This window comes from Sulfitobacter sp. PM12 (assembly GCF_045586035.1).
In the GTDB taxonomy this organism is placed as follows: Bacteria; Pseudomonadota; Alphaproteobacteria; order Rhodobacterales; family Rhodobacteraceae; genus Sulfitobacter; species Sulfitobacter pontiacus.
In genome coordinates this window covers 863437-874735 of the sequence record NZ_CP151529.1, presented here as the reverse complement: position 1 = coordinate 874735, position 11299 = coordinate 863437, and the positions used below count along the sequence as shown (strand labels likewise).

Genomic DNA, 11299 nt, shown 5'->3' with positions numbered 1-11299 from the left:
CGGACACGCAAGGCGCGGTCACAGCCATTCAGGAATGGTATCGCGATTTATCATTTCGTCAAAGGTCGGGCGTCGGCGGATAACCGCAAATTGATCGCCATGGACCAGCACCTCGGGGATCAGCGCACGAGAGTTGTATTCGCTGGCCATCACCGCGCCATAGGCACCGGCACTGCGGAAGGCCACCAGATCGCCCGCCGCCAGCTTTGGCATCATACGCTGCTTGGCAAAGGTATCACCGGATTCGCAGACCGGCCCGACAATGTCATAGGGCTGCTGCTCTGCCCCTGCTTCGGCTTCGACGACGGGGATGATATCGTGATGGGCTTCGTACATGGCGGGGCGGATCAGGTCGTTCATCGCACCGTCGATGATCAGGAAATCGCGGCCCTCGCCGGATTTGACATAGATCACCTCGCTCACCATGAGGCCGGCGTTGCCCGCGATCAGACGGCCCGGCTCGATCTCGATCTCGCAGCCCAGGTGGCCAAGCGTCTTTTGCACCATCGCGCCGTAATCCGTGGGCAGCGGCGGGGCGGCATTGCTACGCTCATAGGGGATTCCCAGCCCGCCGCCCAAATCCAGACGACGGATGGTGTGCCCGTCGGCGCGCAGCTGCTCTGTCAGTTCGGCAACCTTCTGGTACGCCAGTTCGAACGGCGTCAGATCGGTCAGCTGGCTGCCGATGTGCACGTCGATGCCCACGACCTCCAGGCCCGGCATCGCGGCGGCCATGCGGTAGACTTCGCGCGCGCGGGCGATGGGGATACCGAATTTATTCTCGGACTTGCCGGTCGCGATCTTGGCATGTGTTTTGGCGTCGACATCGGGGTTCACGCGGATGGTGATCGGCGCGACCTTGCCCATCGACCGCGCGACGGCGTCCAGCACCTCCATCTCGGGTTCGGATTCGACGTTGAACTGGCGGATGCCGCCCTCAAGCGCGAGCCGGATTTCCGACACGGTCTTGCCCACGCCCGAGAACACGATCTTGTCGCCGGGCACGCCTGCCGCCTTGGCACGCAGGTATTCCCCCGCCGACACCACATCCATGCCCGCCCCCGCCTGCGCGAGCGTTTTCAGCACCGCTTGGTTCGAGTTCGCCTTCATCGCGTAGCAGACCAGATGGTCCATCCCGTCCAGCGCATCGTCAAAGGCCTTGAAGTGGCGCAACAACGTGGCGGTTGAATAGACGTAAAAGGGCGTGCCGACCGCGGCTGCGATCTCGGAGATGGCGACATCCTCGGCGAACAGCGCGCCATCGCGGTACAGGAAATGATCCATAGTTTCAGGCTCCTAAGCTTTTCCCGCCGAAAGCTGCCGGCGATCGTTTACGGGCGGCGAACCGCAGGGAAAGGCATCGCGGCAGACCACAGCTTACCCCAATACCAAAGGCGGCGGGAATGGCAATCAGCGCCACCCGCCCCGCCGGTCAGAATGTTTTGGAAACGCCCACATCCACATGCCCCGAGATATGCACACCGGGTTCATAGTTGCTGCGATGCTTGCGGGTGGCGGTATCCGTCGCGGGGGGATAGGCGCGGCTGTCATGGGCGCTTGGCGCATGGCGTTGCGCGCTGTCGCAGCCCGCCAGCACCGCCATTGCAACCACGGCCAGCACCGCCGCGCGGATCACAGCGCCGCCCCCAGACCCAGCCGGAACGGGCCACGGCCAAGGGTGACGCCAGTGCCCACCGACATGCCTGACGACGACAGCGTCACCGTGCTATTGACCTGCGGCGGCACGGGTTCCCCGTCCACACCACAGGCGGCGAGAGTCAGCAACAAGGCAATAGCAGCGACGGGTTTCATCCGATGATCCCTTTCCAGCGGGCCACCTGCGCGCGCACCTGTGCGGGCGCGGTGCCCCCGTAAGACATACGCGAATTGACGGAATTTTCCACGCCCAAAACGTCAAAGACATCTGCCGTGATGTCGCCATGGGCCGATTGCATCTGTTCCAGTGTCAGGTCCGGCAGGTCGCAGCCGTTCTGTTCGGCCAGCGCCACCAACGATCCGGTGATGTGATGCGCATCGCGGAACGGCAGCCCCAGCACGCGGACCAGCCAATCGGCCAGATCGGTCGCGGTGGAAAAGCCCGATCCCGCCGCTGCAGCAAGGCTTTCGCGGTTGGCGGACATATCCTTGACCATGCCTTCCATCGCGGCCAACGCCAGCATCAGGTTGTCAGCGGCGTCAAAGACCTGTTCTTTGTCTTCCTGCATGTCCTTGGAATAGGCCAGCGGCAGCCCCTTCATCACCATCATCAGGGCCACATTGGCCCCCATGATCCGGCCGATCTTGGCGCGGATCAACTCTGCCGCGTCGGGGTTCTTTTTCTGCGGCATGATGCTCGACCCGGTCGAGAAACGGTCTGACAGGGTCACGAAACGGAACTGCGCCGAGGACCAGATCACCAGCTCTTCGGCGAAACGGCTCAGGTGCATGGCGCAGATCGACGCAGCGCTCAGGAATTCAAGCGCGAAGTCACGGTCGCTGACCGCGTCCAGCGAATTGGCGGCCGGACGGTCAAAGCCAAGCGCCTGTGCGGTCATGTCGCGGTCGATCGGAAAGGACGTGCCCGCAAGCGCAGCCGCGCCCAAAGGCGATTCATTCATCCGTGCCCGTGCGTCGCGCATCCGGCTCAGATCGCGGCCAAACATCTCGACATAGGCCATCATGTGGTGGCCCCAAGTGACCGGCTGCGCGGTCTGCAAATGGGTGAAACCGGGCATGACCCAATCGGCTCCGGCCTCTGCCTGACCCAGCAAGGCCTTGATCAACGCCAACAATCCGCTTTCGGCGGCGTCGAACTGGTCGCGGGTCCACAGTTTGAAATCGGTCGCGACCTGATCGTTGCGCGACCGGCCCGTGTGCAGACGGCCTGCGGGTTCGCCGATCACCTCTTTCAGGCGCGCCTCGACGTTCATGTGGATGTCTTCCAGCGCGGTCGAATAGGCGAATGTCCCGCCCTCAATCTCTGACAACACCGTGAGCAACCCTTTCCGAATGGCGTCGGCATCGCTATCACTAATGATGTCTTGTGCAGCCAACATGGCAGCATGGGCACGCGACCCGGCAATGTCCTGGGCGGCCATACGCTGGTCAAACGAGATCGAGGCGTTGATCGCCTCCATGATCGCGTCTGGTCCGGCGGCAAAACGGCCACCCCACATTTTGTTCGAAGTCGTATCGGTCATCAGGCAACCCCTCGGAGGGAAAATGAAAAAGATTATGCTCGCGCTCGTTTATACGGCCCTTGCCCTTGGTGCAAACCCCAGCTTTGGGCAAAGCGCCGACATCAAGCCCCTGCGCGACGGTGATATGAAGAAACTGGTCGTGCACGATTCCCCCGTTGCCACCTCCTCTGTCGCGTTCCAGCTTGAGGATGACGGCGGCGAGACGACGCTTGAGGCGTGGCAGGGCAAATATGTGCTGATCAACTTCTGGGCCACATGGTGCGCCCCCTGCCGCAAGGAAATGCCGCAGCTGAACGCGCTGCAAAAGGAATTCGGCGGCGATGATTTCGAGGTGCTGACCATCGCCACGGGTCGCAACACCCCCGACGGGATCAAACGGTTCTTTGCGGATGCGGGCGTCGATAGCCTGCCACGCCACCAGGACCCGAAACAGGCGCTGGCCAGTCAGATGGGCATTTTCGGCCTGCCGATCACCGTGATCATGGACCCTGAGGGACGTGAAATCGCGCGTCTGCGCGGTGATGCGGATTGGTCGAGCGACAGCGCAAAAGCCATCGTGCAGGCATTGATCGCGGGCAAGGCAGACAGCTAGGCCCGCCCCAAGAAAGCAGGCGATCCGGCAGCGTCAGGCGGCGTGCGCGAGGATCGCCGCTTCGGACATCGACAGATTACGCCGCGCATAGCCGCCATAGGTATGCGGATCAAAGGCGATCTGCGGAAACTGGTCCAGCAGCCGCGCGCGGTCGGTCGCGTCCAATGTCTCTAGCGCGGCAGAGGCAGGGTGAAAGCTTTCCGTCTCTACGCCGTTGGCCCAAAGCACCTCGTGGAAATCGAGCAGGAGATGGATATAAGTCACCTCGCGCGCATGGGCATCGATGGTGACACTGCGCCCGTTCACCAGATCCCGCGCGGTGACAAGCACCTCGTCCGTGTTGAACAAGTCATGCGCGACGCGCCCCTTCACCAGCATCCGGTGGCTGGGCGACACCAGCAAATCCGCGTCAGGCTGCGCAGCCCCCAAAGCACCGGCGCGAAACCGGATGGGGCGCAGCTGCGGCATCGCGAACAATCGCGCCCCGCTCATCCGACGGCTACCGATCCAGCGCACGGGTTGCAGGCCGTTGTCTTTCGTCTGGACGTGATCGCCCTCGCGCAGTTGTTCGATCCGGCGCGCGCCATCGGCGGTGCGGATCATCGTGCCGGGGGTAAAGCAGATGACGCCGCTGCTGTATTGCGCCGCACGATCCGCCGCGGCGGTGTTCAACGTATGCGCGACGACCCACAGATCGGTATTGCGCGGCGGCAGCGCGTCAAGGAACATCAGCAGCGGCTGGCTGCCCTGACCGACCTCGATCACTGTCACCAGATAGGTCTGCGCGCCGTCGGTCACGGTAAAGCTGTTGTCCATCAAAGGGGTGTCGCGGTCACTGGCGAAAGACCGGTGCGGCGGCGTGGTGCCGTCCAGCGCGGCCCCGACCAAACGATGCACCATCCGCGCAGCCCGTCTGCGCAGATCCCCTGCCTCGTCCGCCTGATCCAGCCGCAACACGTCATTCGGCCCGTCAACGCGAATTGAATCGCCACGCCACGCCCAGGCTGCCCCCACCTTGAGGGATTGCACCGGTGCGGCGTCCAGCCCGTCTATTTCTGTCTGCGACCAGCTTATGACAAACGTGCCTCGAAAGCCCGTTTTGACCACTGTTCGTGCCTCGTCGTATTATTATTGCCCCAAGGCTATCAAAACCGTTCCCCGCTGGAAAGAACGAATCACCCTATGCACGGGGCCTGCGCGTCAGAAGTCGATCTTGATGCGTACAGAGCCGACAAGCTGGTGATCGGGCTGCGTCTCGTATTCCTTGCCCAGCCACGTCAGACCATAGAACGCCGAGGCCCGCTTGCCCTGCCAATGCACCCCGGCACGCACACGATCGCGGCGCGGCGTCAGGTCATAGCCACGATCCGACGGCAGGAACACGCTGTCGCTGACCCGCGCGATATCGGCCCCAACGACAAAGCCAAAGCCCGTCGCGTCGCGGTTCTGCACCACGCGGTAACGCTGGCCGGTGGTGCTGTCGCGTACCAACATTTCCCCGCGTGTGATGTCGCCAAAGGTCAGGTCGAAGCCCGCGCGAACGAATGTCTCTATCCCCGCCTGCCCTTCGACAAAGGGGCGCAGGCTTGTCCGCGCGCCCATCGGAAAGCTGCGCCCGATCTCGACCAGAACCGTAGGGTGAAAGCCGTCTTCGATCTGGTCATCAAGCACCTGATCAGAGGGCGAGGTCGCGTCGATGATGTCGTGAAGCCCCCGTTGCAGATCATCCAGATAGGTCTGCGGACCGGTGGCATAGATCGCCGCCCCGACCGAATATTCCACAGCATCGCGTTCGAAATGGGTGTGCATTCCGACGGACAGGGCACCGGCCCAGGGCCGCGATCCGGCTTGCGGGCGACGCAGGTTCGCGGGTGCCAGTACCTCTACCCCCAAACGCAGCTCGATCAACTGCCCAAAGCGGTCCGGCAAGCGCCCCGTCCACTCAGGCCCCCAGACGCGGGACGACACATAGGAGCCCGTGCGCTCGCGGTCGCGAAACTCTCCGATGGAATCATTGGAAATCAGACGGCCATAGCCAAGGCGTTCCCGCTCTGTCGCCTGCGCACCCACGGGCAAAAGCAAAAGCGCGGCCAATACCGGCACAAGAAATCGCAGCATCGTCACTCCTATCGCAATGGCTGTAAGGGTCGGCACCCGTTGCCCCTTTGCTACCGCGCCCTGCCGCGTCGCGCTATCCTTGGTACATTTTTCTCGGGCGGGCGTGTCCTTGGCGCACAGACCGATTGCGCGATACCGACAATTCGCTAACATAACGACAGTGAAAACCAGCCTTGAGGCACTGATGTCAGACCCAAAATCGCACCCGTCCCGCCGTATCGTCTCGTCCCGTCACCTTGCCGAGGGCGAAGGATGGGAGGCGTCCGAGCTCGAATACGGGATGATCATCGCCTACAACGCCTTCTCGCGCTGGATGTCGCGCTGCATGGCGGCGGCGGGCAATGCCGACCTGACCCCGCTGGAAATACTGGTGCTGCACAACACCAACCACCGCGACCGTGAAAAACGGCTGACGGACATCTGCTTTCTGCTGAATATCGAAGATACGCATACGGTGAACTACGCGCTGCGCAAACTGCTGAAATCCGGCCTGCTAGAGGCCGAGAAACGCGGAAAAGAGGTGTTCTATCGCACCTCCGCCAGCGGGGCCGAGCTGATAGAGACCTACCGCGCGGTGCGCAACACCTGCCTGATCGACAGCATGGGGCGCACCGATATCAAAGGCGACGACCTGCGCGAGATCGCGGCGCAGCTACGCGCGATCTCGGGTCAGTATGATCAGGCCAGTCGCGCGGCGGCGTCGCTTTAGCCGCGGCTGCCTAGGGTGCTGGCGGCGCGGGCCAGTTCGGTGATCGCCGCCCAATCGCCCTTGCGCATCAGATTGTCCGGCGCGACCCAGCTGCCGCCCGCGCAAACCACATTAGGCAGCGACAGGTAGCTTTCCGCATTGGCAGGGCTCACGCCGCCCGTGGGGCAGAACCGCACCTGAGGCAGCGGCGAGGACAGCGATTTCAGGAAGGGTGCCCCACCCGCAGCTTCAGCGGGGAAGAACTTGAGCATATCATAGCCGCGTTCTAAAAGACGCATCGCCTCTGACGCGGTGGCAGCACCGGGCAACATCGGCAGGCCCAGATCTTCGGCCGCTTGCAGCAGTTTATCCGTGGCACCCGGCGACACCCCAAAGGTCGCGCCCGCATCCACCGCACGTTTGACATCATCGGGGGTGAGCAACGTGCCCGCCCCGACAACGCCGCCTTCGACTTTTGCCATCTCGGCAATGACCTCAAGCGCGGCATCAGTGCGCAGCGTCACCTCTAGCGCGGGCAATCCGCCTGCAACCAAAGCTTCGGCCAGGGGGCGGGCGTGCAGTGCGTCATGCACCACCAGGACCGGCACGATGGGGGCACGTTTACAGATGGCATAGGCAGCGGCGCTGGCGTCTTGCGGGGTCATCGGATCATCCTCTGGTCAGGTTCAAATGCTGCTGGCGCCGGTATCAGCCGCGCCAACAGTGTTGCGGAAAGTGGCAAACAGCTCGCGCCCCTGCCCGTATTCATTGCCCGACAGATCAGCCGTGGCAACCGGGCGATCCATCGCGCCGGGGGTCAGGACCGTCAGCTGCCCGTCGCGGGCGTCGACGCGCACGATATCACCGTCTTGCAAACGTGCAATCGGCCCGCCGTCCACCGCTTCGGGACACACGTGGATCGCGCTCAATACCTTGCCCGAAGCACCGGACATACGCCCGTCGGTGACCAGCGCCACCTTCAGCCCCCGCGCCTGCAGGTTCGCCAGCACCGGCGTCAGGCTGTGCAATTCGGGCATGCCGTTGGCCTTGGGCCCCTGAAAACGCACGACGACGATGACATCCTCGTTGAACTCACCATTGCGATAAGCGTCTTTCACGCTTTCCTGGTCGTGGAACACGCGGATCGGGGCTTCGACGATGTGATGCTCCGGCTTCACGGCAGAGACTTTGGTGACCGCATTGCCAAGGTTCCCCGCCAGACGTTTCAACCCGCCCGTGGGCTGGAAAGGGTCGCCAATGGGGCGCACAATCTTTTCGTTCAGCGTCTCAGTCGGGCCTGCGACCCATTCGATCGCGCCATCCTTGAGCTTGGGGTCTTGGGTATAGCGCGACAGCCCGTCGCCCGCGATGGTCTTGACCTCGTCATGCAGCAAGCCGCCCGCCATGAGCTGACCGATCATAAAGCCCAAGCCCCCCGCCGCGTGGAAGTGGTTCACATCGGCCAAGCCGTTCGGATAGACCCGCGCCAGCAGCGGCGTGACATCAGCAAGATCCGAGAAATCCTGCCAATCCAGCACGATCCCACCGGCCCGCGCCATCGCGACAAGGTGGATCAGCAGGTTGGTCGACCCGCCTGTCGCATGCAGGCCGACGATGCCGTTCACATAGGCTTTTTCGTCCAGCACATCGCAAACGGGTGTGTATTCATTGCCCAGATGGCTGATCGCCAGCGCCCGCTGCGTCCCCGCAACGGTCAGAGCATCACGCAGGGGCGTATTGGGGTTCACAAAGGACGCGCCGGGCAGGTGCAGGCCCATGAACTCCATCAACATCTGGTTGGTGTTGGCGGTGCCATAGAAAGTGCAGGTGCCGGGGCCGTGGTAGGCCGCCATCTCCGACGCCATCAGCTCTTCGCGCGTGGCCTCGCCTGCGGCGAATTTCTGGCGCACGATCGCTTTCTCGTCGTTGGAGATGCCCGAGGTCATCGGCCCCGCAGGCAGGAACACCGCTGGCAGATGCCCGAAAGCCTGCGCCGCGATCACCAGACCGGGTACGATCTTGTCACAGACCCCCAGATAGATCGCGGAATCGAAAGTGTTGTGGCTTAGCCCGACCCCCGCCGCCATGGCGATGATGTCGCGCGAAAACAGGCTCAGCTCCATCCCCGGGGTGCCTTGGGTCACGCCGTCACACATCGCAGGCACGCCGCCTGCGACCTGTGCCGTCCCGCCCGCCGCACGCGCGGTGTCGCGGATCAGGGTCGGAAAGCGTTCGAACGGCTGGTGCGCCGAGAGCATGTCATTATAAGTCGTGATAATCCCGATATTGCCCGCCGATTGCGTCGCCAGCGCGGCTTGGTCCTGCCCCGCACCGGCATAGGCATGCGCCTGCCCGCTGCACGAAAGATGCGCCCGTGCCGGCCCTTCCTCGGCGGCGCGGCGCATCCGCGCCAGATAGGCCCCCCGGCTTGGCGCGCTGCGTTCGATGATCCGGTCGGTGACACGGGCTACGGTATCGTTCAACATCATGCTTTCCTTCGTGACGTGGGTGGGCCTAAGGGCCTTCCTACAAAGACGTGAGTATGTTAGCGCTAACTTATCACGCGCATGTGCCATTTGCAAACCCGTTGCGACCATGGGTAAAACGAATGGCGAAAATTGTCTTTCCCCGCCAAAACAGGTGCCCTAAACAATTCGGATGACACAAATAGACCCTCCTTTCCTGATCGGCGTTGACGGAGGCGGCACCGGTTGCCGCGCCGCTGTTGCCACCCCCGATGGCCGTATCCTTGCCGAAGGCAAAGGCGGGCGGGCGAATGTCAGCACCGATTGCGCCACCGCAATCGACAGCGTGCTCACCGCGACGCGCAACGCGATAGAGAGCGCCGGTCTGGATGTCGCCGATATGCCCCGTGCCGTGGCTCATCTGGGGCTTGCGGGATACACGGGGCCGGAAATGGGCCCGCGCGTGCAGGCGGGTCTGCCCTTTGCCAAATCCGTCGTGACCGAAGACACCACCACCACCATCGTCGGCGCTGTCGGAGAGCAGGACTGCCACCTGATCGCCCTTGGCACCGGCACCATCGTGGGCCGCCAAAAGGCCGGCGTGCAGACCTGTATCGGCGGCTGGTGTTATCAGGTCTCGGATCAGGCATCGGGCGCGTGGCTGGGGCATGGCGTGCTGGAGCAGACCTTGCTCGTCGTCGACGGGATCACCCCCGCCAGCCCCCTGTCGCAGCAGATGCTGGATAAATTCGGCGGTGGCGCGGGCATCGTGCAGTTCAGCCTCAAGGCGCGGCCCGGCGATTTCGCCACCCTTGCCCCCGATGTGGTACAGGCCGCCGCGGCGGGCGACAGCATCGGACGGGCGCTGATGGCAAGCGGGGCCGATTACCTGACCCGCGCCCTGATCGCGCTCGACCATCAACCCGGCGGCCCGCTGTGCCTGACCGGCGGCGTCGGCCCCCATTACGCCGCCTATCTGCCCGACACGCAGACTGCCCATCTGGTCGAAACCAAAGGCCGCGCACTGGATGGGGCCGTCGCACTGGCCCTGCGCGCCGCGCGGGCATGACCGCACCCCTCACCGCCTATACCGGCGCGCGCATTTTTGACGGGCAGGATCTGCTGACCGGTCACGCGCTTGTGGTGCACTCCGACGGCATCCCGCGCATCACACCCCTGACCGCGCTACCGGTGGGGGCCAAAACCCGGAGGCTGAACGGGGGCATCCTCTCCCCCGGGTTTGTGGATCTGCAAGTGAACGGCGGGGGCGGCGTGATGCTCAATAGCGCGCCCGATCTGGACACGCTGCGCGCGATGGCCGCCGCGCACCGACGGCTTGGCACCCGCGCATTTCTTCCCACGTTGATCACCGACACCCCCGCCCATAGCCGCGCCGCCATCGCCGCCGTGGCAGAGGCGTTGCACCTGGGCATGCCGGGTATTGCGGGGCTCCATCTTGAAGGGCCGCATCTGAGCGTTGCCCGCAAAGGTGCCCATGACGGCAGCCTGATTCGCCCCCTGTCTGACGATGATATGGCGATGCTGACCGATGCCGTGGCCCGGATCCCCAACCTGATGATGACCCTCGCCCCCGAAAACGCCACCCCCGATCAGATCGCGGCGCAGACGCAGGCGGGCGTGCTGGTATCGCTGGGCCATAGCGATTGCGACTATGACACCGCCATGCGCGCCTTCGACGCCGGTGCCCGCATGGCAACGCATCTGTTCAACGCCATGAGCCAGGCCAACGCGCGCAGCCCGGGGCTGGTGGGGGCGGCACTTGATCATCCGCGCGTGGCATCCGGCCTGATTGCCGACGGGGTGCATGTCCATCCGGCCATGATCCGCGCCGCACTTGCCGCCAACCGCGGCGCGGCAGAGGTGTTTCTGGTGACCGACGCGATGGCGACTGGCGGCTCTGATATCACCAGCTTCACCCTGAACGACCGCGAGATCCTGCGCCGCGACGGACGGTTGACGCTGGCAGACGGAACGCTGGCCGGGGCCGACCTGACCTTGCTGCAAGCCGTGCGCTATATGCACAACACCGTGGGCGAGCCGTTAGCGCGGGCGCTGGCCCGTGCCACAGCAATCCCTGCGCAACTGCTGGCGCACCCACCCGAAGCGGACAGCGTCGATGCGATGATCTGGATCAACGACGACCTGTCAGAGCTGCACTGGCTGACCGAGCTGTAACGCCCGCCCACCCCAAGCCCACGAAAAAGGCGGCCCGGAT

Annotated in this window: 12 protein-coding genes; 4 read left to right on the top strand and 8 right to left on the bottom strand. The window is 63.9% G+C overall.

Annotated elements, in window-relative coordinates; all coding sequences use genetic code 11:
• Positions 1–18: 18 nt before the first annotated feature.
• The 4 genes from lysA to argH all read right to left on the bottom strand — a co-directional run bounded on the left by lysA (position 19) and on the right by argH (position 3200).
• The gene (lysA, locus tag AADW22_RS04175; RefSeq protein WP_064216993.1) at positions 19–1284 is read right to left on the bottom strand and encodes a diaminopimelate decarboxylase; all 1266 of its coding nucleotides are present in this window, start codon (positions 1282–1284) and stop codon (positions 19–21) included.
• Between the two features lie 148 nt (positions 1285–1432).
• Entirely contained in the window at positions 1433–1636 is a 204-nt protein-coding gene (locus AADW22_RS04170) for a hypothetical protein (protein ID WP_037964972.1), read from the bottom strand.
• Positions 1633–1812, bottom strand: coding sequence for a hypothetical protein (locus AADW22_RS04165; protein WP_005851482.1), 180 nt, complete (start codon positions 1810–1812; stop codon positions 1633–1635). Before AADW22_RS04165 ends, AADW22_RS04170 begins: the two co-directional genes overlap by 4 nt.
• Positions 1809–3200 carry an argininosuccinate lyase gene (argH, locus tag AADW22_RS04160; protein WP_005851479.1) on the bottom strand — a complete coding sequence of 464 codons (1392 nt, stop codon included), beginning with the start codon at positions 3198–3200 and terminating at the stop codon, positions 1809–1811. Before argH ends, AADW22_RS04165 begins: the two co-directional genes overlap by 4 nt.
• Positions 3201–3222: 22 nt before the next feature.
• On the opposite strand from argH, the gene AADW22_RS04155 reads away from it, so the two are divergent.
• On the top strand, positions 3223–3792 hold the full coding sequence (locus AADW22_RS04155) for a TlpA disulfide reductase family protein (protein WP_009826027.1): 570 nt from the start codon (positions 3223–3225) through the stop codon (positions 3790–3792).
• Positions 3793–3825: 33 nt separating this feature from the next.
• On the opposite strand, the gene AADW22_RS04150 is transcribed toward AADW22_RS04155, so the two are convergent.
• Positions 3826–4899 (bottom strand): Hint domain-containing protein, encoded by a 1074-nt coding sequence (locus tag AADW22_RS04150; RefSeq protein WP_132997170.1) that lies wholly within the window; start codon positions 4897–4899, stop codon positions 3826–3828.
• Between the two features lie 93 nt (positions 4900–4992).
• Positions 4993–5910: a lipid A-modifier LpxR family protein gene (locus AADW22_RS04145; protein ID WP_407474313.1), complete on the bottom strand. Its 918-nt coding sequence runs from the start codon at positions 5908–5910 to the stop codon at positions 4993–4995.
• Between the two features lie 184 nt (positions 5911–6094).
• Between AADW22_RS04145 and AADW22_RS04140 the strand changes: the two genes are divergently transcribed.
• Entirely contained in the window at positions 6095–6619 is a 525-nt protein-coding gene (locus tag AADW22_RS04140; protein WP_174226595.1) for a winged helix DNA-binding protein, read from the top strand.
• Here AADW22_RS04140 and eda read toward each other — a convergent pair.
• A complete protein-coding gene (gene eda / locus AADW22_RS04135) occupies positions 6616–7263 on the bottom strand; it encodes a bifunctional 4-hydroxy-2-oxoglutarate aldolase/2-dehydro-3-deoxy-phosphogluconate aldolase (protein ID WP_407474312.1) in 648 nt (215 codons plus the stop codon). The genes AADW22_RS04140 and eda overlap by 4 nt on opposite strands.
• A gap of 21 nt (positions 7264–7284) precedes the next feature.
• Complete coding sequence (edd, locus tag AADW22_RS04130) at positions 7285–9087, bottom strand: phosphogluconate dehydratase (RefSeq protein ID WP_348002205.1); 1803 nt, start codon at positions 9085–9087, stop codon at positions 7285–7287.
• A 169-nt stretch (positions 9088–9256) separates the two neighbouring features.
• On the opposite strand from edd, the gene AADW22_RS04125 reads away from it, so the two are divergent.
• Together AADW22_RS04125 and nagA are read left to right on the top strand one after the other, a co-directional pair.
• Positions 9257–10132 (top strand): BadF/BadG/BcrA/BcrD ATPase family protein, encoded by an 876-nt coding sequence (locus AADW22_RS04125; RefSeq protein ID WP_005851462.1) that lies wholly within the window; start codon positions 9257–9259, stop codon positions 10130–10132.
• A complete protein-coding gene (gene nagA / locus AADW22_RS04120) occupies positions 10129–11259 on the top strand; it encodes an N-acetylglucosamine-6-phosphate deacetylase (protein ID WP_407474311.1) in 1131 nt (376 codons plus the stop codon). The genes AADW22_RS04125 and nagA overlap by 4 nt, the downstream gene beginning before the upstream one ends.
• The last annotated feature ends 40 nt before the right edge of the window (positions 11260–11299 follow it).

What these genes read in the sequence shown, in the direction of transcription:
- lysA (WP_064216993.1), bottom strand. Translation starts at nt 1,284, where the DNA reads ATGGATCATTTCCTGTACCGCGATGGCGCGCTGTTCGCCGAGGATGTC.
- AADW22_RS04165 (WP_005851482.1), bottom strand. Translation starts at nt 1,812, where the DNA reads ATGAAACCCGTCGCTGCTATTGCCTTGTTGCTGACTCTCGCCGCCTGT.
- argH (WP_005851479.1), bottom strand. Translation starts at nt 3,200, where the DNA reads ATGACCGATACGACTTCGAACAAAATGTGGGGTGGCCGTTTTGCCGCC.
- AADW22_RS04155 (WP_009826027.1), top strand. Translation starts at nt 3,223, where the DNA reads ATGAAAAAGATTATGCTCGCGCTCGTTTATACGGCCCTTGCCCTTGGT.
- AADW22_RS04145 (WP_407474313.1), bottom strand. Translation starts at nt 5,910, where the DNA reads ATGCTGCGATTTCTTGTGCCGGTATTGGCCGCGCTTTTGCTTTTGCCC.
- AADW22_RS04140 (WP_174226595.1), top strand. Translation starts at nt 6,095, where the DNA reads ATGTCAGACCCAAAATCGCACCCGTCCCGCCGTATCGTCTCGTCCCGT.
- eda (WP_407474312.1), bottom strand. Translation starts at nt 7,263, where the DNA reads ATGACCCCGCAAGACGCCAGCGCCGCTGCCTATGCCATCTGTAAACGT.
- edd (WP_348002205.1), bottom strand. Translation starts at nt 9,087, where the DNA reads ATGATGTTGAACGATACCGTAGCCCGTGTCACCGACCGGATCATCGAA.
- AADW22_RS04125 (WP_005851462.1), top strand. Translation starts at nt 9,257, where the DNA reads ATGACACAAATAGACCCTCCTTTCCTGATCGGCGTTGACGGAGGCGGC.
- nagA (WP_407474311.1), top strand. Translation starts at nt 10,129, where the DNA reads ATGACCGCACCCCTCACCGCCTATACCGGCGCGCGCATTTTTGACGGG.